Source organism: Pseudoalteromonas sp. NCIMB 1079, from assembly GCF_040567695.1.
Taxonomy (GTDB): Bacteria; Pseudomonadota; Gammaproteobacteria; order Enterobacterales; family Alteromonadaceae; genus Pseudoalteromonas; species Pseudoalteromonas distincta.
On the sequence record NZ_JBEWZA010000002.1, the window covers coordinates 161,955 to 187,240 of the forward strand.

Here is a 25,286-nt window from a genome sequence, read left to right on the forward strand (position 1 = left end):
TATTGTTTTAAACAAAGCTTAAACATTGAAGCACAATTACAGATCAGACTTTAACTAGGGCGTGTTGATCTTTGTGGATTGAAATTTGTTCAAACTAGGGGCGATTAAATCGCGGCGCGAGGTTTGTAACCTAGTGGGCTAAGTAAAAACCGAGCAACAAAGAGTTTATCGTCCCTAGAAATAACCCAAAGGGCAGCGCATGTTTGGTATTTATGCTACGTTATCGCCTATTCATGGGGAATAACCACACTACATAAGCTCCGCCTTGCCTAAAAACCAAACATACTGCTGCAAATTAACCCACCAAAGTTCAACACGCCCTTGCCAAATCATTTTGGATCACTATTTAACTACCTGAGTGAATTTACAGATCAGAGTTTAACTAACCTTTCATAAAACGGCATATTTGGGGTGATTTTGCTGTAAAAAGCGTTTACAACAACTTTAAAAGGCAGGTAAGTGACTGATTTTTGCTTTAATAGACAAACTTAGCGAATTTATAAACCGATTTTTTACTAACTTCTCCGTGCGATAAAACAAAATTTTACTAACTGAGAGGCTATAAACAGTGACTCAAACCGATTTTTTACCAACTCAAGTTACAAAAAATGCTATAAACCGAAATTTTACTAACTGAAGTTTTAGCTAAGTCCGATATTTAACTGTCACAGAAGTGTAAAGGGGGTTTACAGTTTGAATACTACGGCGATAAATATAAAAGCCACTTATTTAAAGTGGCTTTTATTTGAGCTATAAATGTTATACTAATTTTAGGTTATTTAGTGTGTTTATCAAACCACCATTGAATATAAGCAACTTTGGTCATTAAGTTTGATGGGCGAGCTGTAATACCATGCGATGCATCAGGAATGCGCACCATTGCAGTATCAACACCTTGTAATTTTAATGCCTGATAAAACTGCTCAGTTTCTGAAATTGGTGTACGGTAGTCAGATTCACCAGTGAGCAACATAGTAGGAGTTTTAACGTTTCCAACATAGCTGATAGGCGAGCGTTTCATGTAGTGCTCAATGTGATCCCATGGTTTTCCTGGAAACCAGTAATCAGCAAAAAACGGGTAAAAATCTGCTGTTAGTACAAAACTGATCCAATTGATAACAGGCTTAGCAACTACAGCTGCAGCAAAGCGATCTGTATGACCCACAATCCATGCAGTTAATACACCGCCACCAGAGCCACCGGTTACAAACAATTTAGACTCGTCAATAAAGCCTTTCGCTATTAGCGCATCAACACCTGTCATTAAGTCATCAAAATCGTTACTTGGGTAATTATGATGAATAGTTTGTGCAAACTCTTTACCATAGGAATCACTACCACGTGGGTTCATGTATAAAACGACATTACCTTTGGCTGCAAACAGTTGAATTTCAGCGCTAAAGTGCGGGCCATAATTAGCGACAGGACCGCCGTGTATTTCTAGTATTAGCGGATATTTTTTGCTGCTATCAAATTCTGGTGGGTAAGCAACCCAACCTTGGATTGGTAGCTCATCATGACTTGATTTAATCCAAATTTCTTCCACTTTAGCCAAAGCTTTGTCGCCCAATGCATCTGCATTAAGGGTAGTTAAACGCTGCACTTTACCGCGTTTAATTGTTGCTATATCAGCAGGGCGCTGGGTATCGGCAAGGGTAAAGGCTACCTCGCCATCTTCGCTTACATCAAAGTCGCCACCAGAATAAGGGCGTCCAAAGGCAACGCTGCCAATTTGAGTTGTTATTATTTTACGCTTGCCACTGCGTGGTTGGTAGGCGAGGGCGGTTTGACCTTTATCGGCGTAACTAAAGTACACACCTTTTGAATTGGCACTCCATTTTATTTGACCTACGCTACGATCAAAATTTGGTGTTAAACTAGTTGTGTTACCTGTTTTTAAATCACGAATATAAAGTTGAGCATTTTCGTAATTAGTGCGTTTATCGTCATAACCTGTGTACGCTAAGTAACGACCATCGGGCGATACTTTAGGTTGTTCATCAGGGCCATCTCGGTTAGTAATTTCGGTTATAGTTTGCGAGGCCAAATCAAGTTTATAAATTTCATTATTTGTGAATTTTAGCTGGTTGTTTGTGTGCCTGTTCGCAGAAAAATAAAGTGATTTACCATCGTTACTAAAGCTTACATCGCCCGCGTTATCAAACTCATCATGAGTGAGTTGTTTAGCATTACCACCGTTAGCATCTATGGAAAATAATTGGCTAAAACCTTTTTGTGTGTAACCGCCACCATCTGAACGGTAATACACATCATCAATAAATTTGGCGGGCTCTGCCCAGGTTGCGCCTTTTGGTTTACCTGGTAAGCTCACTGGCGCTGAATTAGCGCTTGGGACAAACATGCTAAATATTAATTGGTTAGAATCAGGGCTCCATGTAATCGAACGTGGACTACTCGTTAAGTTACTAATTTTTGCCATAGCACCTGTTTTAAGCCATTTAATATATATTTGGCTGCTGCCATCGCGGGTTGATATAAACGCAAGGCGTTCACCATCAGGAGAGAGTACTGGCGAATAATCCATATGTACGCCAGAGGTTAGCGGCTGCATTTGTTTGGTTTTGTAATCAACAGACCAAATATTACCCACTTTGCGATCTGTTTTTATATCCATGCGGTTACGCACAAAATAAACAGTTTTACCGTCTTCGGTTATATCTATTTGATTAGCATATTCTAAATTAAACACGTCTTGCAGTTGTAGTGTATTTGTTTCAGCGTAGGCTAAATTGCTACAGCCTAAAATGAGGCTAAGTGTTAAAAGCTTTTTCATTTTTATCCCTGTTGTTACTTTTTTTAATTTGCTAAGTAGTTATATGTTAGGGATTATTAAATTAACAGTAGGATGCGATGAAGCTCTTATTTAAATCTATGAGTTAAAGCTGTAAAGGGGGTTTACAGCTTCTATTTGTGGTTGTGTAAAAGTGTTTAGTTAGCTGAGTTACACAGGGCTTTTATGTCTTTTATAAGTGCTATGCCATCAGCGTTGTCGCCATGTACGCATAAGCTATGGGCGTTGAGCGTTAGTTTTTTTCCAGTTTGTGTTGTCACGCTGCCATCGGATAAAAGCTGAGTTACTTGTTTTAGTAATGCAGCTTTGTTGTGAACGCTACCCTCAAGTGTTCGTGACACTAAATGCCCGTCATCGGTGTACTGCCTATCGGCAAAGGCCTCTAGTATTAACTCAACTCCTAAACTTTTAGCTATTTGAATGTGCTTATTGGCATTTTTAGTTGCTAAAACCATTAGTTTTAAATCGGTAGGGTAGTTGGCAATGGCATTTATAACGGTTTGTAATATTTGCTCACTTGCCATCATGTCGTTATAGAGTGCGCCATGGGGTTTTACGTAGCTAAGTGTTAAACCTTGTACTTTTGCCATGCCCTCAATAGCGGCTATTTGATAGTGCAGGCAATTTGTAAGCTCTTTTTCACTAAGTGTCATTGAGCGTCTACCAAAGCCTTGCTTGTCTGGGTAGCTTGGGTGAGCACCAATTTGTACGTTATGTTGCTTGGCAAGAGTGAGCGTGCTTGCCATTACATCGGCATCACCTGCATGAAACCCACACGCAATATTGGCCATATCAATATGTGGCATAACGTCATCGTCTAGCCCCATTTTCCACGCGCCAAAGCTTTCGCCTAAATCACAATTGAGTTTCATATTAGTGCGCCTTTTGCGGTTTTATTGTGACAGGTAATACGCCGTTAGCCGGTGCTTCTCCTAATAACACTTTTGCAAGTGCGGTAAAAGCAGGGCCAGATACAATATCGTTTTTATCTACATCAATATTATATGCATACGATGCCAGTACGGCATTTGCATAATCGCCAAATTTAGCAATGTCGTAAGGGGCTCTTAGGCTTATAAAAACAGTGCTTTTATTACTCTGCTTTACCACTTTTAATAATGACTCAAGTGCTTTTGGCTGCTCTGCATTATTAAGTGCAAAATTTGAATCATCTTTTAAATCATCCATACCGCCAATTTCGACCGCACTTTGATTAGGTGTTGCATTACCGGCGATAACTACATCAGCAGCGTGTATTTGTGCTTTTGCGAGTGCTGGGTCGAACCCTTGTAAACTACTACAACTATAGTTAAGTTTTTGCTGGCTGATAGCTTCAATCGCTTGCTGCATTGCCATACATTTACGCGTGTCGGGCATAATAATATGAACATTACTTCCTGCTTTTAAATTAAGTGGCAAAGTACTGTTATTATTTTTAACCTGCGTTATTGCCTCTACAGCAAGCTGCGCTTCTATTTCGCGATGTGCTGCACTGCCAATTGTTTGCTTTGCATTTATGAGCGCGGTAATAGGGTCAAAATTAGTGCTTAATCTAAATTTATTTTTAAGTATAATTATACGCTGTGCCGATTGTGCTATTTCTTGCTCATCAAGTTGGTTTGATTTAACCGCTGCAACAAGATCTTTAATAAGATCATCGAGTTTATTTAAATCATCTGGTGTTCTAATTTCAATAGGCATTAGGGCAATGTCAGCTCCAGCGGCAAATGTATTTATTACCGCTTGAGTTGGTGTGAAGAAGTTACTAATACCAGCCATATCAAGCGCATCAGTTACTACAACTCCTTGGTAATTAAGCTCGCCACGTAAAATATCAGTAATGATTGCGCGCGACATTGTTGCCGGTTTTATCATCGTTTTGCCATTAACACTTATGAACGTTGTGCTATCGAGGGCAGGGTATTGAATATGCGCCGTCATTATCATGCCTGGGTTTTGCTTGGCGATAATGTGCTTAAACGGTGCTAAGTCTTGCTCGTAAATAACTTCTTTTGCATGGTTTACTTTAGGCAAACCTGTATGGCTATCTACGTTTGTATCGCCGTGGCCCGGGAAGTGCTTTAACGAGGTAATAACACCGTTGTTCTCAAATCCTGCAACCTGTGCGGCGCCTAATTTACTCACTAATGCAGGGTTTTCACCAAACGAGCGTACATTAATAACAGGGTTATCGGGGTTCATGTTTACATCAACCGTAGGCGCGTAGTTTACATTGATACCCAGCGAATTTAGCTCTTTAGCTATAACAGTTGCTGTTTTTGTCGCAAAGCTCGTACCGTGTTTTTTGTAGGTTGCGCCAATCGACATATTACCGGTAAATGATGTAGCAACATCGCGTGGTAACCGTGCTACACGTCCGCCTTCTTGATCTATAGATATAAATAGAGGCAGCTTACTACTGGACTTACTTGCAGCTGTTTGCAATTGGCTATTAAGCGTAATTGTTTGTTCTATTGATTGAGTATTTTCAGAAAATAAAATAACTCCACCAATATCGTATTTAGCAATAGCGGTAGCAAGCTCATTAGGTAACTCGGTCATTGGAGTTCGGCATTTATTACTTGCTCCTTGCTGGCAAAAGTAGCGAAAGTCGAGTATTAACTTTTGCCCAAGTTGTTGTTCAAGAGAAAGCACGGGTTTAGCAAGCGAGGATTGTAATGGCATTAAACACCCAGATAAAAAAACGATAGACGGTACAATACACTTATTTAGCAAAACACACTCCAAGGCTAAAAAGTAGATAAATGTATGCAGCTTAACTACTTTTCAGTGCAACTGCAAAGCCATACGCTAAGTGTTTTTACTAATTTAATAGGTGCTTAAGGTTTGTATTTATTAGTAACTTAATTGCATATGAGCGTTATAGTTGGCATGTAAATAAAATATATATTGTTAGGTCGAGCTTATCTTTTGAGGTTGAATTTACTGCTGTGTGTTTGGTTTTTTGACAAGGTGAGGCTTATGCAGTGTAATTATTCGCTATAAATAGACAATAACAAAATATAAAGGGAAACATGCCCTAGCTTCGTATTTTTTACGTTTTTTGCATGCAACACAGTTGCTTTCATTTACCTCTATACAGATTAAAAGTAGCAGCTTAATTTAGGCCTGTTGACACTAGGCATAGCTTGCAAGAGTACCTCAGGATTAAGCAAACTGTAACTATATAAGGTGGACAAACTCTAAGTTCAATGATGGCAGAATGATAAAATATGCATTTTTTATAGATAGAATTTCAATAAAAGCCAAGCCAGTATGTTTCCTCTCAAATAAAATAACGTATTCAAATATACATCATGTAAACGAATGTAAACCTTTGTTTTTGCAATTAATGAAATTTAGTTAACGGTTTATTTAAGCTTGTTCATTGGCGTATTTGGAACAAAATAAATATAAAACCCTTACAAATCAGACTCTAACTTCCCTTTGTAAATTGCTCTCTTTGATCATTGTATGTTTTATTAGTCTATTTAAGCACCTACTTTTTTACTTTTAAAATTACAGTATTCATAAACTACAACCAAAGCTAAAGCACACCATATTTACATTCCAATGACATGTGTTATCTTTCAAAGCAATCTTATTTATTTTAATTTAAATTCACTTAAATTTTTTAAATAAATTACCAAAAATAATAATTACATGCGTACAAAAGCGCAAGGAGTGTTCAGTGAAGACCCAAGTAGCATTAGCTGTTTCAGCAGCTCTATTAACCGTTTCGTTAAGTTCAGCAGCCGGCGGAAGCAGTGTTCATCAACAAATAGCACTTGCAAAGTCAGCAGTCGACAAAACTAAAACATCATCTACTTCAGCTACTCGTGTAGCTAAAGCAGTAAAAAAAATCGTTGTTGAGCCTGATTTAGCATCTGGTGAATATACTTATATTGTTCGCCTAGCAGATCTACCGTTAGCGACCTATGATGGCAGCGTTGTTGGTTTTGCTGCTACAAGCCCTAAAATAGCAAAAAAAGAACTCTTTTCAAAATTAGCTAATAGCAAAATGAGCTCGCAACAGGTACGTAATGAATTACGTTTAGATGTTAAATCTACTGACGCGGTTCAATACACCAACTACCTTGAAGATAAACAACAAAGTTTCCTTTCTAAAGCGCGCCTTTCATTAGGTAAACAAGCAAACGTTGTATATCAATACAAAAATGCATTCAACGGTGTTGCTATGCGCTTAACTCAAGAGCAAGCTGTAAAGTTAGCTGCTTTAGATGGCGTTGATTATATTGAACGTGAACGTATGGAAACAATGGATACTGACACCGGTCCTATTCATATTGGTGCCACCCAAGTATGGCAAGGCGAAGGTAATTCAGCCTCGAATATGGGTGAAGGCGTTATTATTGGTGTAATTGATAGTGGTGTAAATACAGATCACGACTCATTCGCTGACATTGGCGGTGATGGTTACGACCATACTAACCCTTGGGGTGCTGGTAATTACGTAGGTGATTGTGCAGGTGACTTTGTTGAACTATGTAACGACAAATTAATTGGCGTTCGCTCGTATGCAAGTGTTACTGATAACTATGACGATGTAGAAGTTTTTGGTACTACACCGCCAGCTAAAAATGGTGAAGATTACGGCGGTCACGGCTCACACACAGCAAGTACAGCAGGCGGTAATATTTTAAAAAATGTACCGTTAATTGCACTAGAAACTGGTGTGTTAGAAAGTGATGGTATCGTTAATGATACATTTTCGTTTGAACAAATATCTGGTGTAGCACCGCATGCTAACATTGTTGCTTACCAAATTTGTAGCCCAGGTAATGCCGATGATAAGTATACTGGTTGTCCAGGCGCAGCTATTGTTGCCGCTTTAGATGATGCGGTTGCAGATGGTGTAGATGTTTTAAACTACTCAATTAGTGGTGGCGGTAACCCTTGGGCGAGTTCTACTGAACTTGGTTTTTTAGCAGCGCAAGAAGCAGGTATTTTTGCCGCAGTGTCTGCTGGTAACGATGGTCCAGAAGCGTACACTACATCAAAAAATGCACCTTGGTACACGGTTGTTGGTGCCTCTACGCATGGTAGAACATTAGATAGCTTTGTTACATTTAACGACGAGTCGTTTGCCTACTCAAACGGCACAGGTCCTGTATTTTCTGAAGTTGTAACCGCTTTACCTATTACAGCAATGTCTGTTGATGCAAGTAATTTTGAAGGCTGTAATGCATTTGCTGCTGATTCGTTTAAAGATGCTGTTGCTGTAATCAGTCGTGGTGCATGTGCATTCTCAGATAAAGTAACAAATGCTGCTAATGCGGGTGCAACTGCTGTTATTGTTTATAACAACACGGATGGCGATGTACGTCTTACTATGTCAGGCTTAGAAGGTACAACTATTCCTTCTGTAGCTATATCTGAAAACTCAGGTAAAGATTTATTAGATGCATTAGCTTCTACTTCAGGTATGACAATTTCTATCGACCCTGCAATCACTTTGGTTGTTGGTCAAGCTGATGATATGGCTGACTTCTCATCTCGTGGTCCTAACAGCACTACTGCTGATATTATGACTCCTTCTGTTACAGCGCCAGGTGTATCAATTTACGCGGCTTACAATGACCAAGATTTTGGTAATGATGTAACAGCCCCTTCTCCTGGTGACTTTGCCTTCTTACAAGGTACATCAATGTCAGCGCCTCATACTTCGGGTGCTGGTGCAGTATTAAAATCTGCACATCCAACATGGACACCAGATAACATTCGTTCAGCATTAATGATGACGGCTACAACCGATGTGCGTAAAGAAGACGGTTCAACACCAGCTGACGTATTTGATATGGGCTCAGGTAGTATTCGCGTTAATTTAGCGACTAATACGGGTCTTATCATGGATGAAACGTTTGGTAACTACATGAAGGCAAACCCTGCAACGGGTGGCGTTCCTTTATCACTTAACATTCCTTCAATGACAAATACACAGTGTATTGATACATGTACTTGGACTCGTACATTTACAGCAACTAAAGATGCGAACTGGACTGCAACTCCAGTATCAACATCTAATAATATGTCATTAACTGTTTCACCAACTAGCTTTGATATTGAAGCAGGCGAAACACAAACCGTAACTGTAACTGCTGATGTAAGCGCATCTGCTGCAGATGTATGGAACTTTGGTAGCCTTGAACTAACTTCAGCCGGTTTACCCGATGCTCATTTGCCTATTTTAGTGCAAGTAGCTGAAAGTAATTTACCAGAAGCATTATCAATAGCGGCATCTCGCTCAAGCGGTACTTATACATTCACTGATTTAATGTCTAAAAGTTTGAATAATATTGAAGTTGGTGTATTTGATAAAAGCTCTAACTTAGTTGAACCACAAACAGTATTTGTTGAAGATGGTGGTTTAGACTTTGCAGTACTTACTTTTGATGAAGTTGTACCGAATGTAGTATTTAGTACTTCATCAGCAACAGCGCCGGACATTGATTTACGAGTTTTAGATAGCGAGTTTAATAACATTGGTAGCAGTGCTGGTCCTAACTCAAACGAGTCATTAACATTCCTTAATTTACCAGCTGATACTTATTACATTGTAGCAAACGGTTACACTGCCTCAGCACCAGGTGCAACAGATGAAGTTGTAATTAGTGCAGTATCAATCTTAACAAATGACGAATCTAAAAGTGACACTGTTAGTGCTGCCGTTGAAGAAAGCAATGGTTCGTTTGACCTAACAGTTGCATGGTCTGATAACAGCGGTAGTAGCTCATTACTGTCATTGAAATCAGGTGATGGTTCTACAGAAGTTCAAATCCCATTAACAGTATCGTTTGCTAATGATGAAGTAACTGAAACTGTATCTACTGAGTTAGCTGCTGGCAATCAAGAAATGATCGCAGGTAAAGCGCAATCTGTAAGTTTTGATATAGAGCCAAACTTTACCAATGCAGATAAAGTTTATACATTAAAAGCAATGGTTACCGAAGGTCAAGAAATTGCCAATGTAACTAATGATGGTGTTGTAAGCGGAAATATTGCTGAGTGGACTATTACTCGTAAGGCTGGCGAATCAACTGAGTTACTATCTGTAGGTTTTGATTTAATTCCTAGAGAAGTAGGAACTGAAAAAGAGCTAACACTTACAAATACGATTGGCGATAGTACTGTTTCATCTACTTATAGCTTTGGTGTTAATGAAGCTGCACCTGTTGCTGTAATTACAGGTACTTCAAGTACAACTGAAGGTGATGTTGTTATATTTGATGGTTCTGGATCAACAGATGCAAATAATGACGAACTAACTTATACGTGGACTCAGTTATCTGGTACACCTGTTACTATTATTTTATCTTCGGCTTCTGAAGTTAAATTTAATGCACCTAAGGTATCAAGCGATGAAACTATCTCGTTCCAATTAGAAGTTAGTGATAGCAAAGGTAATACAGATACAGCTGTTGCATCAACGTCTATTATTAATAAGAGCTCAAGTGGTTCATTTGGTTGGTTAATGGCCTTGCTTACACCATTGTTGTTCGCACGTCGTAGAAAAAATAATTCGTAAGATTAAATACGTACTATAAATAAAAACCATTAGTTTCATTTGAAGCTAATGGTTTTTTTATTACTTTCTGGAGGATAAAAAATGGCAATGTTGGAATATATTATTTATCACGCCATACCCTAACGCATAGTCGCTAAATTAAACAAACCAACTTAATTAAAAACACTTAAACGGGTATAATACTTAACTTCGTATAATACGCGCTGAATTTGAGTGCTTTGGAATGCAGCTTTGCTATATAAATTACTACCCGCTTTAAATTTAAGATTTCTTATATTGCTACTTGCATTCTCTGCAGCACTGAGCACATTGGTAGGGAGTTTTTATTCTACCTATCAGGTTCAAAAAGAGCAGTTAACATCATACACACTAAAAAGTAATTTAGCCTATGCTCAAAAACTAGCCTCCGCAACTGATAACTTTTTAAAGCCTGCGCTTCAGCAGCTTGAATACTCAGCTAAAATTATTGAGCAATCACCAAATAACTCCAAATTATTAAACGATGAAGCCATTCGTTTAAATCACCAAACTGATAGCTTTAACTCTGTTGTGATTAATTTACATGGCGTAGTTGCAGCGACGTCGCCTCACTTTGAAAGTTTAATAGGCCAAAAAATACAGTCTCCAGGAGCAATAGAAGCACTAAAAGAAAAACGACCATTAATTAGTGAGCCTTATTTATCGGCAGCTGATAATTTAATTGTTTTTATATCGCACCCGCTATTTGATTCTGAAGATAAGTATTTAGGTTATATTGGGGGCTCTCTTTATTTAAAAGAGAAAAATATTTTAAATGAGCTTTTAGAACAACATTACTACAAAGGTGGTTCGTACCTTTATGTTGTTAGCTCAAATAAGCGCATTTTATATCACCCAGAACCTGCCAGAATCGGCAACGTTATTGCTAACAATGCTGTGATTGACGCTGTTATAGATGGCGAAATAGGCACTTCAACGGTTATTAATAGCTTAAATAAGCCGATGCTCGCAGGCTACGCACCCATTATTTTATCTAAATGGGGAATAGTGGCGCAAAGACCATTAGAATCAACGCTCTCTTCGCTAGATACATTAACTATTGAAGTGATTGAACAAACAATACCTATGGCATTAGTCACATTCATTTTTATTGGTTTATTTGCACATTTTATAGCAAGGCCTCTAAAGCGATTAGCCGATAACGCAAATACACTCGACGATCCTTCAAGCTTAGAAAAGCTTAAAAATGTGAAGTCGTGGTATTTCGAAAGTCAAAAACTAAAATTAGCAATGTTAAGAGAAGTAACTTTATTACAAGCTAAAATTGGTGTGTTACGCCATGATTCACAAACAGATCCCTTAACAGATACGCATAACAGAAGAAGCTTAAACGGCTTACTTAACCAGCTTATGCTAAAGCAAACCCCGTTCGCTATATTAGAAATTGATATCGACTTTTTTAAGCGAGTTAACGATACCTTTGGCCATGATAAAGGAGATGAAGCACTTGTTTATTTAACAAACATCATTAAAAAATTATCAAGGAAAGACGACATTGTTGCACGTATTGGCGGCGAAGAATTTGTGCTTGTACTGCCTAACGAAGACAGCCAAAGCGCTTTTAAAATTGCAGAGCGCTTACGTAAAACAGTAGAGTCAACAAAGATAGACACTATTGGCAACATCACTATTTCTATAGGTATTGCGACCTGGCCTGTGCATAGTACTGATATTGACCAAGTATACAAATGTGCCGATAAAGCGCTATACCATGCTAAAGAGCATGGCCGTAACCGATGCGTAGTGGCCGAAATTAGCTAACCAAAAATTAGCTAAGTAATACTTTGAATTTAGCTTAAATTGATAAATACTTTACAGAGAATACATGAGTTTATTAAGCCAGCCATCTGCTTTTGATGGCTTATAAATCATTACAATATCCTCATTGTAGTGACTGTTAACCCCCTTTACAGTTAATTTTTTAAGCCCTAAATCGTCAATCACGAAATTTGGTAAATATGCCAACGCCAAGCCACTTTGTACCACCTCTATTAATGCACTGTAATCGCTACATCTAAATACAATATTGCGCGGGGCTATTTCATCTTGCCAACCGTCGGAGCCAATACCTTGTTCAAGGCCGCACAGTGGTGAAAACAACGGGCATGCAAAAGACAACTGTAGTAATTGGTTTTTATTGAGTATTAAAAAGCCTTTTTGTACTAGCTGATGTGAAGGAGACGCAGCTACACTAAACTCAGTATTAAATACGTCAACCGCCACTAAATTAGTATGTGAGCTGTTGTTTAATGCCTCGCGAGTAACTAGCGCAATATGCGCCGAACCTGATGCAACTTGGCTTATGGCTTCACCTTCAAATACATTATTAATACGCACCGAGCAAGGCAGGTTACTAAGGGGTGTAAGCAGCTTTTTAACGCCACTTTTGAGTAAAATGGCAGGGCCTGCAATAACCGCATTAAATTTATGATTATCGCTTTTAAAACGGCTAGTAAGCTGCTGGTAATTATGAACTAAATCGCTACTGTGCTTAACAAACTCTTTGCCTTTATCATTGAGTACTAAGGTTTTACCTACACGGTTAAACAGCTCCGTGGCTAAGTTTGCCTCAACCTTTTTTAGCGTTTTAGACAGCGCACCTGGGGTAATATTAAAGTGCTTAGCGGTTGTATGCAGATTTTGCGAACCCGCCATATGAATTACTTTTTCAATGTCATCTAAATGCATAGCGCCAAACCGTATTAACCAAAAGGAAACAACTAATCACTTATTATCGATTATTTGTATATAAAAATTAGCTTATAGTGGCGCTATATATATTTTTTGAGCACTAACATGAAACACATACTGCTATTTTTTATTTTATTATCGAGTGCAGCGCACGCAAATACACCTCAACACAATTCACACAAAACCCACAGCTATAATGGCTTCCATGGTATGGCGCTTATTTTAGCCGGCGATAAAGTACTTGCCAGCCACATGCCTTTATACGCCCCTCCACACAACTACCAAATAGTGTATGAAGTAACTACAAATAACACCAACCTAAAAAAAATCAAAAGTGTTTTAAAAAAAGCAGCAAACGAGCAAAGGTTGATCACCATTTTACCAGCCAAGTTTGACCTAAACTTATTAATAAATAAAAAAACACCCACCTTAAACATAACCGTATTTAACGGCCATTTTGAACGCGGTGGCAGAGTGCTTTTTAATGTCACACTAACCTTTAAAAACCCGTTATATGTTGAGAAAATCACGACAGATAAAGCACAAAAAAATGCATTTTCGTTAATAAAGCTAACAGAGCAACAAGGCTTGATAATTCATAAAATAAAAAGCAAGCCAAGCTATGACTCGTTAAGCTTAGTGCCACTGACTAAAGGTGAATATAATGGGGAGTTAAAGTGTAATGCTGCAATTAATACAGCGCTTAAAAATAAGCTAGAGGCATGTTTTAAAAGCCTACCAAGCTATCTAGAAACAAAAGATTTATCGGTTAATTAATTTATAAATAGCCAGCGCTTTTTAGCTTTAAAAGCACTGGTTTTATAAAGTGTTACTTCGAATTAAGTGTGTACAAATTTGCTTAAACATACTCACTATTAAGTAATTTAAATTGAGTAAATACGCGGTAGGCAAACGCTGCATAGCCATGCAACGTTTGGTATTTATTAAACGCTAATTAAAACTCATAGCTTATTTTGGCTGAAAAGTTACGCCCAGGTTGGGTGTATTGGCTAAAATCAGCACTTTGCGATTGACCTGCAATTAGCTCAAAAGGCACATATTCTTTATCGAGCAAGTTAAGTACACCTACATTTAGCTGCCACGCTTGCCATTCGTAGTTTGCGTATAAATCAACAACGCCGTAGCCATGCCCTTGCGTAGTTTTATCATCGTTTGTATCAAGTACTACATCCGATTGTGATTTAGCCAAACGCAACGCGGCGGTCCAGTTAATATTACCCTGTTCTGTACTTAACAATACTGAGCCATTTAACGGACTAATGCTGGTAAGTGGCTGATCGGTTTCTTTATTTTCACCATCAACGTAAGCCACGTTTGCCTCTAGTAGTATATTTTCAGCTACATACATGGCAATTCCTGCTTCAACACCGCTTATTTGTGTTTCGCTAATATTTTGGTACTGATACAGCGTTTTGTTTACGCCAGGAATGTACGTTGGCTCAACACCCACTACGGCGGTTTCTATAAAGTCATCGTATGCTGCATAAAAAGCACTTAAATTTACGCTAATATCGCTGCTGGCGTATCTTAGCCCAAGCTCAAACGAATCACTGCTTTCAGGGTCTAAATCGGCGTTTGGTAATATTTGATAAAATGGCTCAACGCCGTGGCTTTGGTAGGCTTGGTCGTGTGGTGGTATTTTAAAGCCTCGTACGTATTGCCCGTACAACGACAAGTTATCATCCACTTGGTATATAGCACCTAGCTTAGGCGAAAAAGCAGATTCGGTAATATCACCAAGCTGCGCATCGGCGTATAGCTCATCATTTTTAGCCTCTAGGGTGTAGTAATCATATCGCACACCCGCAATAACCGACCACGCGCTATTATTAAACGAAATACTGTCTTGTACATAAGCGCCAATTAAAGAGGTATCAGCCCCCGGGAATGCTTTTTGTTTTTGATCTGTAAAATCAACAGTGCCATCGGCTAAAATACGGGTTTTAAAACGTGGACGGGTGGTGTCGTATAAGTCTATATCAATCCCGTATACCACTTCATGATCGGCACTCTCTGCGTTAAACCCTTTATTAAATACCGCTTTTAAACCTAAAATATTTTGCTCAAAACGATAGTCGTTATAATCGGTGTAGGTGCTTGCGCCACTAATTTGATCGCTTTGTTGCTCGTAACTACTATAAGACACTTGCCCGTACCATTTATCAAACGCAGCGGTTGCTACTTCTGAATGGTAATCGAGCGCCAGTGACCAACTCGTGTCATCTTCTTCGGTTTCTTGAACAGCGGGGGTTATTACTTGCTCAGTTGTTTGATTAAAGTAATCAAGGGTGTATTTAAGTGTACGTTTTTCATCAAGCTGTTGCTCAAATTTAACTAATAAAGCATCCGACTTAGCATCATAACCGGGTAAGTTTTCGTCATAGTTTTGTACTTCTTCGCTGTCGCGGTGGCTATAAACCGCGCTTACTGCAAAATCGCCTAAGTCTTTTGCCGCAGTAATATCGGCGGCAACTTGGTTGCTTTGACCTTGATACCCCAGTGCCATTTTTACAAAGCTGCTGTTATCTTTTAAATAATCGCTTGGATCTTTAGTGGTTATGACCACAATACCACCGAGTGCGTCAGAGCCATATAAAGACGATGCAGCGCCTTTGGCGACTTCTACTTGTTTTACACCTGCTACATCAAAATAATTGCGGCCAACTAAATAACCCCCTCCGCCTGCGTAGCCATCGTTAGTGCGTCGGCCATCTTTTATAAATACAACACGGTTACCGCCAACACCACGTACAGTAAGTGTTTGCGCGCCTGCGCCACTGCCAGTAGTTGCAATGCTTGAATCGTATTTAAACATGGTTTGTAAATCTACAGCGAGCTGGCGCTCTATGTCTTGCTCTGTAATAACAGTAACTGAGCCTGTTACATCTTTAAGCTTTTGCTCAAAGCGCGAGCCGCTCACAACAATATGATCGTCAATTATGTTTTCGGCAAATGCAGTGCCTGAGCTAAGTAATAAGGTTGCTATAGCAGTAAATTTAAATGCAGGGGGATTCATTTTAACTCCAAATGATAATAGTTATTATTTATGACGGGGATGTTACAACTAAGTCAAATTAAGATCAATTAATTATGATAATCATTTTCATTTAGATTTAATCAGTTATAATAGCCGAAAAATAAAACCGGAGTATGGAATGAAATACTTATTTATATTGTTTGCTTTAATGGCCCAATCTGCACTTGCACAAGAGCGCGTTATTAGCGCTGGCGGCACCCTTACTGAAATAATTTATGCGCTAGGCAAACAAAATACCCTTGTAGCGGTTGATCAATCGAGCATGTACCCGCACCAAGCCACGCAATTACCGCAAGTGGGCTATTATCGCGATTTAGCGGCAGAAGGCGTACTTTCAATGCGTCCAACCACCTTGTTAGCGCTTGAAGGCGCAGGGCGAAGCCAAGCACTTAAGCAAATTGAGGCAACAGGGGTTAAGCTAATTCATTATAAAAAGCCGACCTCAGTTAACGAGCTACTTGAGCTAATAAAACGCTTAGGTGACGATTTAAACGCTAAGCAAAAAGCACAAACACTTATTACGCACATTACAAAATCATTACCTGAAAAAGCAAAAGCGCAAACACACAGCGCGCTATTTTTACTCTCAGCTAATGAGCGCGGGCTTGTTGCCGCAGGACAAGAAACCGTCCCTAATTTATTATTTAGCTATGCAGGCATTACTAATATAGGCGCTACGCATTCAGGCTTTAAAGCAATTAACACCGAAGTACTTGCTATAAATCAGCCCGACTTTTTAGTAGCCCCAGCCCATGTTGTACACAGCCTTGGCGGTAAGCAGGCTTTTTGTGAGCAACCTACACTACGCTTATTAAAAGCGGCGCAAACCTGTAACTTACTTGTAATGGATAGCCTACTTTCGCTTGGCATGTCGCCACGTATTGCCACAGCAATTAATGAGCTTAACGAGTATAAAGCCCACTTATGAACACCCTAACATTGAGCCGTTTTAAGCCTGTAACACTTAGCCAAACCCATAAATGGATGCTATTAGCCTCTGTGTGTATTTTTGCTTTGGCGCTACTTAGCATAGGGTATGGGCCAGCAGGGTGGGATTGGCGTTTAGCCATTGCTTGGCTTGCGCCCGAGCGCTTTAATCAGTTTGATGCGCTGCAAATAAATGTCGTAATGCAAATACGTTTGCCACGCTTTATGCTTGCAGTGCTTGTAGGGTTGGTACTTGCCCAAACAGGCGCGTCAACGCAAGCGCTGTGCCGCAACCCACTGGCCGACCCATCTATTATAGGCATTAGTGCGGGTGCGGCTATGGTTGCTGTAGCGTTTATAGCACTTAGCGCGCAGTTTAATTTTAACGCGCAGTTGTATTTACCTTATGCGTCGTTTTTAGGGGCGCTTGGTGTTACCTCGCTGGTATATTTTATTGCCAAGCAGCAAGGGCAAATTAATATCACCACACTTATATTGGTGGGGGTTGCTATTAACGCATTAGCCTTTGCGGTTATTGGGCTACTGAGCTTTTTTGCCGATGACAGTGCATTAAGATTAATAAATTACTGGACCATGGGCTCATTAGGCGGAGCAAGCTGGAGCACGATTATTCAAGCTGCGCCGTTACTGTTTATCAGCCTAATTGGCCTGTGGCGGTTAAAAGAGCCCATGAACTTACTCCTTATTGGCGAGTCACAAGCTCAGTACCTAGGGGTAGACACCAACAAGCTCAAACTATATGTAATTATATTTGTTGCACTAGGAGTAGGGGCGGTTGTGGCACTTACCGGCTTAATAGGGTTTGTTGGTTTAGTAGTCCCGCATATTGCCCGCTTAATGGTGGGGCCGCATTTACGTAATATGCTGCCGCTTTGTATGCTAATTGGCGTAGTGGTATTGCTACTTTCTGACTGGTTAGCACGTATTGTTATAACCCCTGCTGAGCTACCTATTGGCATTATTACTGCGCTTTTAGGTGCGCCATTGTTTATTTATTTAATCGTTAAAAATAAACGAGGTTGGTCATGATCGCATTTAACAACCTAAGTGTTGGCTTTGGTAACCATAACGTTTTAAACACCATTAATGGCAGTGCTAAACAAGGCCAACTTGTTGCACTACTTGGTGAAAATGGCGCGGGTAAGTCTACTTTACTGCATACCTTAGCAGGTATGCAGTCCTTTACAGGCAGTGTACTTTTTAATGCTAAGCCGCTGGCCTATCACGCTAAAAAACGCCTAGCAACACAGCGCGCAGTGATGATGCAAGCAAACCACGTAGGGTTTGATTTTACTGTATTTGAGCTTATTGCAATGGGCCGCTACCCGTATGTAGAGTCATTAAAAATGCAAAGCGAAAAAGTAAATAAATACGCCGCTATTATGGATTTAAGCCATTATTTAACTCGCCGCGTAAGTGCGCTTTCGGGCGGAGAGCAACAACGTGTGCATATGGCGCGCACTTTGGCGCAACTAAACGCTTTTACACAATCGGCCGAGCCAAAACTAATACTGCTCGACGAGCCTACATCAGCACTTGATATGCGCCATCAACATGCTTTGCTCAGCTGCGTTAAAGCGTTTGTAGAGCAGGGTAACAGCGCCATTATTGCAATACACGATCTAAATTTGGCCAGCCTTTATGCAACCGATGCTATTTTACTGCACAACAAAAAAGTGCTGCAAAGTGGGCCTATAAACACCGTATTAACTGAACAAAATTTACAACAAATGTACGCCATGAAACTGCACGTAAACCCTCATCCTTATAACGATGCACCCATGGTTTTTTCTCAACGTCAGGAGTTTTTATGAGAGAGCAAGCATTAAACGATGCACGCACCTTGGTTTACAAAACCAATGCCGGTGTTATGTCGACCATTTCTAATAATTTACGCGGCTACCCGTTTGGCTCAGTAACCCCCTATATGTGCGACGAACAAGGCCGTGTTTACTTTTTTATTAGCGATATAGCCCAGCACACTAAAAACTTAAAGCACGACTCTCGTATGAGCCTTACCGTATTTGACGCCACCGACAGTGGCGATCAAAACGAGCACGGCCGCGTAACGCTCGTAGGCGATGGCTCTATTGTGTCAAGTGAGCAAGCACACACTTTACTTGATAATTATATTGCCCTATACCCCGAAGCCGCTAGCTATCGCAACGCGCACGACTTTCAGTTATGGCAATTAGACGTAGTGCGTGTGCGTTACATTGGCGGCTTTGGCAAAATATTTTGGCTTGAACAAAACGAATGGCAAGGCGAGGCTAAAAACTGGGACGAAGGCCAGCAGCAAAGCATGATTAACCACATGAATGAAGATCATCAAGATGCTATGTCGCTCATATTAATGCAGCACTACAGCGTAGCTGATAACACCCCAATAATGAGCGGCCTATTACCCACAGGCTTTTATATACAAAGCCAAAAGCGTAATTACTTTATTAACTTTAAAACCCTGTGCAACAGCCCGTTAGAGGTACGTAAAGCGCTGGTTGAGCTAACCAATCAAGCACGCAACAACCTAGCTAACACAGAGGAAACCGTATGAAAAAGTTAATAAGCCTTGCACTACTATTTAGTGCCAATGCTGCATATGCAGACGAATGCACACTAAATATAGATGCAAACGATATGATGCAGTTTTCAACTAAAACACTAAGCGCTCCTAAAAGCTGTAAAAAAGTAACCGTAAAGCTTAATCATGTAGGTAAATTACCTGCCAATGTAATGGGTCATAACTGGGTGCTATCTACTGAGCAAAACATGCAAGGTATTATCACCGATGGCAACGCAGCAGGGCTTAGCAACCAGTACTTAAAGCCTGACGATAGCCGCGTACTTGCCGCTACCGACATTATTGGCGGTGGTAAATCAGCGCAAGTGACTTTTGATACCAGCGGCTTAACCGCCAAAACAGATTACACTTATTTTTGCTCTTTCCCTGGCCACTACGCCATGATGAAAGGCACATTTACACTTAAATAAATAGCAAAGGGTGTATTAATCAAACACAGTGCCAACCTATTATTGGCACTGTGTTTTTTTGCCTCGTTTAGCTAACGCTTTAAAAGCCGCTTGTTGATGCGCTTTTTGAACATAACGAGGTGGCAAAGGGTTAGCCTGCAATTGGTACCCATCTTGATTTGCTTGCACACTTGTTACCGGCGATATCCAAACAACATTTAACTCTGGCGCTAAACGCTTAATAACACGCGCTATACCTTCGCCATTTTTTACATGAAAATCGCCCGCTATATGCATTACCTGCGCATCTTTATGTGCATTTAAATAGTTAACAATAGACTCCCCCATGGTTTCATCCCACGTAACTTGCGCTGCATAATAGTTTTCGTTTTGACTTGGCGTACCATGGTGCATTGATGCCATAAAGCGTTGTTTATAATCACTTGGGGACGTATCAATAGTGGCTGCAATGTAGCGGCGCTGTTTATCATCAAGTTTATTTAAATAACTTATGCCTTGCCTGCCAATACAGGTAACAATATTTTTAGGCGCATTGGCAGCTATTACATCGCTATTGTTCGTTTTTGCCAGCTCTACCAACGCACGGTAATCACTTTTGTAGTTAGGCCACGCTTGGGTGTTATCAATTAAGTATTGCTCACCAATTTCACCTTTAACATACTGGTTTAAAGTAAGCTGATCGGCGCGGCTAAATTGTTCAAGCGAAAGGGCAGTGCGTTTATTACTTTTGCTTAATTGCTCAAATAACTCAGCCTGAAATAAATGCACACCCGGGTGCGTATGCCATTCACCTACTAAAACCACATCGGCATTTAATAGCGTGGGCTCTAATAATACAGAGCTAACAGGCTTTGCTTGTGCATTATAAAGCGCAGTGTAATAAAGCGTTGAGCTTTTATCAGGCGGCACAGTTGTTGTGCTGCAACCACTCAAACCCGTAACTAACGCCAGAGTTAACATAGACTTTTTCATACTCATCTTTCAAAACCCGTTAATACAAATAATTATCAATATCATATATTTATAATGCGCTTTAAGCCAGCCAAAAACAGTACAAAATAAATAAGCAATGAAGATTAAATAGCGGGTTGTAGAGTGCAATTGATAGGCAGTTATGAGCGTTCTATCGTCATTCAGGGGGCGTTAGCTTAGTTAGAATAAGAGGATACTTTCCTCATTTTTACAAGTTTATATGAGTTACAGAAAGCATAATATTTATAACTGGCAATCACTTACACTATTTGCTATTAATGTAAGCTCACAAAATAAGGACGTTTTCACGCTAAAATAGGGAAAGTGTCCTCTGATAAAGCTGTTATGTAACACGGAGAGTTTAGTGAAAATTATACCTATAGCATTCATGGGCGCACTATTAGCCTTCCCATCATCTGCAAATGAAAATAGTTCTATTGGATATAAAGCAGTCGACTTAGCTCTTCAAGCATTGAAAAATAAAGATGGTACAAATTTAAGCCTCCAAGGAGGCTGGACTATTATCGAAGATAAAGAAGAGTCTAACTTGGTTTTATGGTCGTTTACTCCCGAGACTCACACAGCTCACCCAGCAGCGATAAAACGTAAAGTCCTTGAGAAAAACCAAGCAATTTACATTCAAATGTCAGCACTCTGCCAAGCTAAAAAGGCAGATTGTGACAAGTTAATGAAAGAGTTTGAGCAGCTAAATAAGAACATCATGAAAGGTTCTGGATAAGTGTTACATAACAAGTTGCTCAAGTTCGTTCGTAAACTCACTGGGACAATTAACAGTTGGCTTGGCGCTTCGCGCAAGTTTAGCCAACTGCTAATTGCCCCTTAGCAAAGCGTTAAATTGCAAAAGGAGTTCGGGTGATATTCTCCCCAAAAGGATTAGCCCAACACCTCTTCGTAAACCCCCATTACACTTTGATTAAATAAACCACTAAGTACTTGCATCGTACTGATGAAAATTAATAAAACTTGTATGCATCAAGCGCTAAAATATCCATTTCTATATCCTCATGTATTTTTTCGGCTTTACCGTCACTACTTCCAAGCGCTGCAAAAAGAGGTAAAAAGTGCTCCTGGGTAGGGTGATTAAATAAAGCATAGGGTGCTTCATTTAAATAGTTAAGTAACGCTTGGGTGTTTTGCGCTATTAATTTTTGCTCAACCCAGTGAGTAAACTCATTAACCATTTGAACACGATTAGGTGTAGCAGGGCTTTTAAATATTTCACGTAGATTGTGACTAATACCGCCGGAGCCAATAATTAATACGTTATCGCTGCGCAGTGGTGCAAGTAACTGTCCGTATTTATACATCGCCTGAGCGCCTAAACGCGTGTTAATAGACACCTGAACAATGGGAATATTAGCTGTTGGGTACATTGAGCGCAGCGGGATCCACACACCATGATCCCACCCTTGATCTGCACTTTTCACCGTTTTAATACCCGCTTTGTAAAAGTACTCACTAATAGTATTAGCAAGCTTAGGGTCTCCTGGTGCTGGGTATTGAATTTCATACAGGGGCTTGGGGAAGTTATAAAAGTCGTGAATAGTATGCGGCGCATCTCCGGATGTAATAACTATATCGTGCGCTTCATCAAAGTGGGCAGAAAACACCACAATAGCACGAGGCTTACTAAGCGTTTGACCTAATGATGCAAGAAAATCTGACGTAGCCGATTGCTGAACAGCCATCATTGGCGAGCCGTGAGATATAAATAAAGCAGGCTGAGTCATACTAAAACCTTAAACAAGTAGATGCGTTATAAACACTATATAAGTTTCTATTTTGACGATAAATATGATACTTATTTATACATTATCAACAAAGCATTGTTAAAAAATGGATAAGCTCACCACCATGAAGACCTTTTTAGCCGTTGTGCAAGAAGGATCGTTTTCAAAAGCGGCCGATAAACTCGATATTTCGCCGCAGTTAGTCAGCAAATATATTTCTGCATTGGAAGATAATCTACGCACGCGTTTATTACATCGTACAACGCGAAAAGTAAGTGTTACAGAGGCTGGAAATCAATATTATCAGCGTTGTCAGCAAGTGATTATTGATATTGAAGACATGGAAAACTCACTAAACAACTTAAGCGAAAGTGTATCGGGTGTGCTTAGTATTAGTGCGCCTATGTCGTTTGGTACTAAGCATTTAGCAGGTTTGTTGGTTGATTTTCAAAAGCAGTATCCAAATTTAAAGTTAGATTTACGGCTCACAGACCAATATGTAGATATAGTAGAGCAGGGTATTGATATTGCTCTGCGCATTGGCGTATTAAAAAACTCAACGCTCATAGCTAAAAAAATTGCCCCTATACGTTTAGCTGTATTTGCGTCACCCGACTATTTAAAACGCCATGGCACGCCACAAACACTGCTAGATTTACAATCACATAATTATTTACGCTATTCCCACAGTGAGCCCACAAAGCGATTATTTGGGGTTAATGAGTTAAAAAGCGAGCTAAAGCTTGAAAGTAACTTTGTGGCTAACAATGGTGACTTACTACTAAATACAGCCATTGCTGGAGGTGGTATTGCTATGCAGCCCACATTTATTGCTGGCGAAGCGCTGGCTCAAGGTAAAGTAGTGCGCATTTTAAATGACTACGAACCCGACCCAATGGGACTGTATATGGTGTACGCTAACAGACAGTTTTTACCCAGTAAAGTACGTGCATTTGTTGATTTTACTAGTGGCTATTATGGCGATACACCTTACTGGGATTTAGCGTAATAAAAAGTAAACCGCCTAACAGGCATTATATAAAAGCTAAATTTTTAAAAAATTCCGTAGTAAATTTCTTAGTACTTTAAACACCTCTTGATTACTGTGTTGCTGATGCTGTAATACATCAACATTAGCCAACCAACTCATTTCTTCAAACTCAAGAGGAAGTTTAACCAGCTCACCACTTTGTACTGCATCTACAGCTACATGGTTTGGTAATAAGCACCACCCGTTACCTTGTATTGCTAGCTCGAGTAATACAAAGTAATTATCGGCATACCAAATCTCTGGGCTAATTTTTAGCTGAAAGCTACTTGTTTGCGTATTGCGAGAACGAAGAAGAAGTTGTCGATGTAGCCGAAGGCCATCCATATTTTCACATCTGATCCCCGCTAAAGGGTGCGATTTAGCAACATATAAATCAAATTTTACCGATCCAATACATTCATAGTCTAAGTAGCTCGGTATATTTAATTCACTAAAAATAATACCCGTTATAGGCTTTTCGCTGTTTAGCATGTCAATTACGTCATGGCTGGATGCACTTAAAAACTCAAGCGATACGTAAGGATACTCACTTTGCAGCTTGCTAATAATACTCGCAATAGTTTTAAACGGGATCCCTTCGTCAAGTGCGATAGTGATTTCGGTTGGTGTTTTTTCATTTAGTGCTAATGCAGAGTTTGTTAATCGCTGGTGTTGATTAAGCACGGCTTTAGCCTGGGGGAGTAACTGTTTACCGGCTTCGGTTAATTGTGGATAGCGCCCAGTGCGCTCAAATAATGTCGCATTACAGTCTATTTCTAAATTAATAATATGCTGGCTTATTACCGACTGCGCTTTACTTAAACCGCGCAGCAGCTGAAAACGATCCAGCTTCAACGGTAGCCACAAATGCTTGAAGCTGTTCAATACTAAGCATATCGCTTTTCCCGATACTAAGTAACTAACACATATCTTTATAATGAATGAAAATACAGCCATCGTCATCAACTTAAGAAGTTATTTATATATGAACACAGCAGAACGTATTTTTCAGGCCCTAATATTTGAGATGATAACATTATCTTTTGTTGTACCTGCATCAGTTTATTTTAGTGGGTTTGCAACAGGAAAAATGGCAATAGTAGGTATTGGTTTATCAATCTTCGCCATGCTTTGGAATTGCATTTACAACATAGTGTTTGATAAAATAGTTGGGCATAACCGAATCGAGCGAGGTTTAGTAACCCGCATTACGCATGCATGTGGCTTTGAGCTAGGTATGTTATTAATAACGCTGCCAATACTTGCTTGGTATTTAAATATTACATGGCTAGCCGCTACAGCATTAGAAGCTGGATTTTTAGTGTTTATACTTATATACACGTATATTTTTAATGTATTGTACGATAAGTACCAGCCTTACAAAAGATGGGTTAATAAATCGCAATGTGCTTGATATTTTTAAGTTTATAAAAGCAAAATTGTGGGGC

At 39.7% G+C, this 25,286-nt stretch carries 18 protein-coding genes and 1 pseudogene; 11 read left to right on the forward strand and 8 right to left on the reverse strand.

All coding sequences use genetic code 11. The features are described 5' to 3' along the window. Positions 1-775: 775 nt before the first annotated feature. The 3 genes from ABX891_RS17540 to ABX891_RS17550 form a co-directional block, all read right to left on the reverse strand. The gene (locus tag ABX891_RS17540) at positions 776-2,794 is read right to left on the reverse strand and encodes a S9 family peptidase (protein WP_354630237.1); all 2,019 of its coding nucleotides are present in this window, start codon (positions 2,792-2,794) and stop codon (positions 776-778) included. Positions 2,795-2,949: 155 nt separating this feature from the next. Further along, the gene (locus ABX891_RS17545) at positions 2,950-3,684 is read right to left on the reverse strand and encodes a 5-oxoprolinase subunit PxpA (protein WP_354630238.1); all 735 of its coding nucleotides are present in this window, start codon (positions 3,682-3,684) and stop codon (positions 2,950-2,952) included. Position 3,685: 1 nt separating this feature from the next. After that, the gene (locus ABX891_RS17550; RefSeq protein WP_354630239.1) at positions 3,686-5,497 is read right to left on the reverse strand and encodes a glycoside hydrolase family 3 protein; all 1,812 of its coding nucleotides are present in this window, start codon (positions 5,495-5,497) and stop codon (positions 3,686-3,688) included. A gap of 1,006 nt (positions 5,498-6,503) precedes the next feature. Here ABX891_RS17550 and ABX891_RS17555 point away from each other — a divergent pair. Together ABX891_RS17555 and ABX891_RS17560 are read left to right on the forward strand one after the other, a co-directional pair. Continuing rightward, a complete protein-coding gene (locus tag ABX891_RS17555; protein WP_354630240.1) occupies positions 6,504-10,358 on the forward strand; it encodes a S8 family serine peptidase in 3,855 nt (1,284 codons plus the stop codon). Positions 10,359-10,634: 276 nt separating this feature from the next. Next, positions 10,635-12,158: a sensor domain-containing diguanylate cyclase gene (locus ABX891_RS17560; protein ID WP_354630241.1), complete on the forward strand. Its 1,524-nt coding sequence runs from the start codon at positions 10,635-10,637 to the stop codon at positions 12,156-12,158. Positions 12,159-12,209: 51 nt separating this feature from the next. Here ABX891_RS17560 and ABX891_RS17565 read toward each other — a convergent pair whose 3' ends face one another. Then, positions 12,210-13,085, reverse strand: a complete 876-nt coding sequence (locus ABX891_RS17565) for a LysR substrate-binding domain-containing protein (RefSeq protein WP_354630242.1) — start codon at positions 13,083-13,085, stop codon at positions 12,210-12,212. A gap of 108 nt (positions 13,086-13,193) precedes the next feature. Between ABX891_RS17565 and ABX891_RS17570 the strand changes: the two genes are divergently transcribed. Next, positions 13,194-13,865 (forward strand): hypothetical protein, encoded by a 672-nt coding sequence (locus ABX891_RS17570; RefSeq protein WP_354630243.1) that lies wholly within the window; start codon positions 13,194-13,196, stop codon positions 13,863-13,865. A gap of 178 nt (positions 13,866-14,043) precedes the next feature. Here the strand turns inward: ABX891_RS17570 and ABX891_RS17575 are convergent, their stop codons facing one another. Next, complete coding sequence (locus ABX891_RS17575; protein WP_354630244.1) at positions 14,044-16,125, reverse strand: TonB-dependent hemoglobin/transferrin/lactoferrin family receptor; 2,082 nt, start codon at positions 16,123-16,125, stop codon at positions 14,044-14,046. A 139-nt stretch (positions 16,126-16,264) separates the two neighbouring features. Between ABX891_RS17575 and ABX891_RS17580 the strand changes: the two genes are divergently transcribed. From ABX891_RS17580 to azu, 5 genes are read left to right on the forward strand one after another with little or no spacing between them, the layout of a single operon-like run. Further along, positions 16,265-17,074 carry a heme/hemin ABC transporter substrate-binding protein gene (locus ABX891_RS17580; RefSeq protein ID WP_309169092.1) on the forward strand — a complete coding sequence of 270 codons (810 nt, stop codon included), beginning with the start codon at positions 16,265-16,267 and terminating at the stop codon, positions 17,072-17,074. After that, positions 17,071-18,123 (forward strand): FecCD family ABC transporter permease, encoded by a 1,053-nt coding sequence (locus tag ABX891_RS17585; RefSeq protein WP_354630245.1) that lies wholly within the window; start codon positions 17,071-17,073, stop codon positions 18,121-18,123. Before ABX891_RS17580 ends, ABX891_RS17585 begins: the two co-directional genes overlap by 4 nt. Further along, positions 18,120-18,908: a heme ABC transporter ATP-binding protein gene (locus ABX891_RS17590; RefSeq protein WP_354630246.1), complete on the forward strand. Its 789-nt coding sequence runs from the start codon at positions 18,120-18,122 to the stop codon at positions 18,906-18,908. Before ABX891_RS17585 ends, ABX891_RS17590 begins: the two co-directional genes overlap by 4 nt. Beyond that, positions 18,905-19,648 (forward strand): HugZ family pyridoxamine 5'-phosphate oxidase, encoded by a 744-nt coding sequence (locus ABX891_RS17595; protein WP_309169096.1) that lies wholly within the window; start codon positions 18,905-18,907, stop codon positions 19,646-19,648. The genes ABX891_RS17590 and ABX891_RS17595 overlap by 4 nt, the downstream gene beginning before the upstream one ends. Beyond that, positions 19,645-20,085 (forward strand): azurin, encoded by a 441-nt coding sequence (gene azu, locus ABX891_RS17600; protein WP_165743970.1) that lies wholly within the window; start codon positions 19,645-19,647, stop codon positions 20,083-20,085. The genes ABX891_RS17595 and azu overlap by 4 nt, the downstream gene beginning before the upstream one ends. 39 nt (positions 20,086-20,124) lie before the next feature. Here azu and ABX891_RS17605 read toward each other — a convergent pair whose 3' ends face one another. Next, positions 20,125-21,057, reverse strand: coding sequence for a ChaN family lipoprotein (locus ABX891_RS17605; RefSeq protein WP_165743969.1), 933 nt, complete (start codon positions 21,055-21,057; stop codon positions 20,125-20,127). Positions 21,058-21,421: 364 nt separating this feature from the next. Between ABX891_RS17605 and ABX891_RS17610 the strand changes: the two genes are divergently transcribed. Next, positions 21,422-21,796, forward strand: a complete 375-nt coding sequence (locus tag ABX891_RS17610) for a molecular chaperone DnaJ (RefSeq protein WP_354630247.1) — start codon at positions 21,422-21,424, stop codon at positions 21,794-21,796. A 235-nt stretch (positions 21,797-22,031) separates the two neighbouring features. Here ABX891_RS17610 and ABX891_RS17615 read toward each other — a convergent pair whose 3' ends face one another. Beyond that, on the reverse strand, positions 22,032-22,808 hold the full coding sequence (locus tag ABX891_RS17615; RefSeq protein ID WP_354630248.1) for a DODA-type extradiol aromatic ring-opening family dioxygenase: 777 nt from the start codon (positions 22,806-22,808) through the stop codon (positions 22,032-22,034). Between the two features lie 106 nt (positions 22,809-22,914). On the opposite strand from ABX891_RS17615, the gene ABX891_RS17620 reads away from it, so the two are divergent. Beyond that, positions 22,915-23,817, forward strand: a complete 903-nt coding sequence (locus tag ABX891_RS17620; RefSeq protein ID WP_354630249.1) for a LysR family transcriptional regulator — start codon at positions 22,915-22,917, stop codon at positions 23,815-23,817. A gap of 36 nt (positions 23,818-23,853) precedes the next feature. On the opposite strand, the pseudogene ABX891_RS17625 reads toward ABX891_RS17620, so the two are convergent. Next, positions 23,854-24,733, reverse strand: a pseudogene (locus ABX891_RS17625) (LysR family transcriptional regulator). A 90-nt stretch (positions 24,734-24,823) separates the two neighbouring features. Between ABX891_RS17625 and ABX891_RS17630 the strand changes: the two are divergent. Next, positions 24,824-25,252, forward strand: coding sequence for a PACE efflux transporter (locus tag ABX891_RS17630; RefSeq protein WP_354630250.1), 429 nt, complete (start codon positions 24,824-24,826; stop codon positions 25,250-25,252). Positions 25,253-25,286 lie beyond the last annotated feature (34 nt).

Bases quoted from the DNA above. Each gene is read 5' to 3' on its own strand.
- ABX891_RS17540 (WP_354630237.1), bottom strand. From the start codon at position 2,794: ATGAAAAAGCTTTTAACACTTAGCCTCATTTTAGGCTGTAGCAATTTA.
- ABX891_RS17545 (WP_354630238.1), bottom strand. From the start codon at position 3,684: ATGAAACTCAATTGTGATTTAGGCGAAAGCTTTGGCGCGTGGAAAATG.
- ABX891_RS17550 (WP_354630239.1), bottom strand. From the start codon at position 5,497: ATGCCATTACAATCCTCGCTTGCTAAACCCGTGCTTTCTCTTGAACAA.
- ABX891_RS17565 (WP_354630242.1), bottom strand. From the start codon at position 13,085: ATGCATTTAGATGACATTGAAAAAGTAATTCATATGGCGGGTTCGCAA.
- ABX891_RS17570 (WP_354630243.1), top strand. From the start codon at position 13,194: ATGAAACACATACTGCTATTTTTTATTTTATTATCGAGTGCAGCGCAC.
- ABX891_RS17575 (WP_354630244.1), bottom strand. From the start codon at position 16,125: ATGAATCCCCCTGCATTTAAATTTACTGCTATAGCAACCTTATTACTT.
- ABX891_RS17580 (WP_309169092.1), top strand. From the start codon at position 16,265: ATGAAATACTTATTTATATTGTTTGCTTTAATGGCCCAATCTGCACTT.
- ABX891_RS17585 (WP_354630245.1), top strand. From the start codon at position 17,071: ATGAACACCCTAACATTGAGCCGTTTTAAGCCTGTAACACTTAGCCAA.
- ABX891_RS17590 (WP_354630246.1), top strand. From the start codon at position 18,120: ATGATCGCATTTAACAACCTAAGTGTTGGCTTTGGTAACCATAACGTT.
- ABX891_RS17595 (WP_309169096.1), top strand. From the start codon at position 18,905: ATGAGAGAGCAAGCATTAAACGATGCACGCACCTTGGTTTACAAAACC.
- azu (WP_165743970.1), top strand. From the start codon at position 19,645: ATGAAAAAGTTAATAAGCCTTGCACTACTATTTAGTGCCAATGCTGCA.
- ABX891_RS17605 (WP_165743969.1), bottom strand. From the start codon at position 21,057: ATGAAAAAGTCTATGTTAACTCTGGCGTTAGTTACGGGTTTGAGTGGT.
- ABX891_RS17615 (WP_354630248.1), bottom strand. From the start codon at position 22,808: ATGACTCAGCCTGCTTTATTTATATCTCACGGCTCGCCAATGATGGCT.
- ABX891_RS17620 (WP_354630249.1), top strand. From the start codon at position 22,915: ATGGATAAGCTCACCACCATGAAGACCTTTTTAGCCGTTGTGCAAGAA.
- ABX891_RS17630 (WP_354630250.1), top strand. From the start codon at position 24,824: ATGAACACAGCAGAACGTATTTTTCAGGCCCTAATATTTGAGATGATA.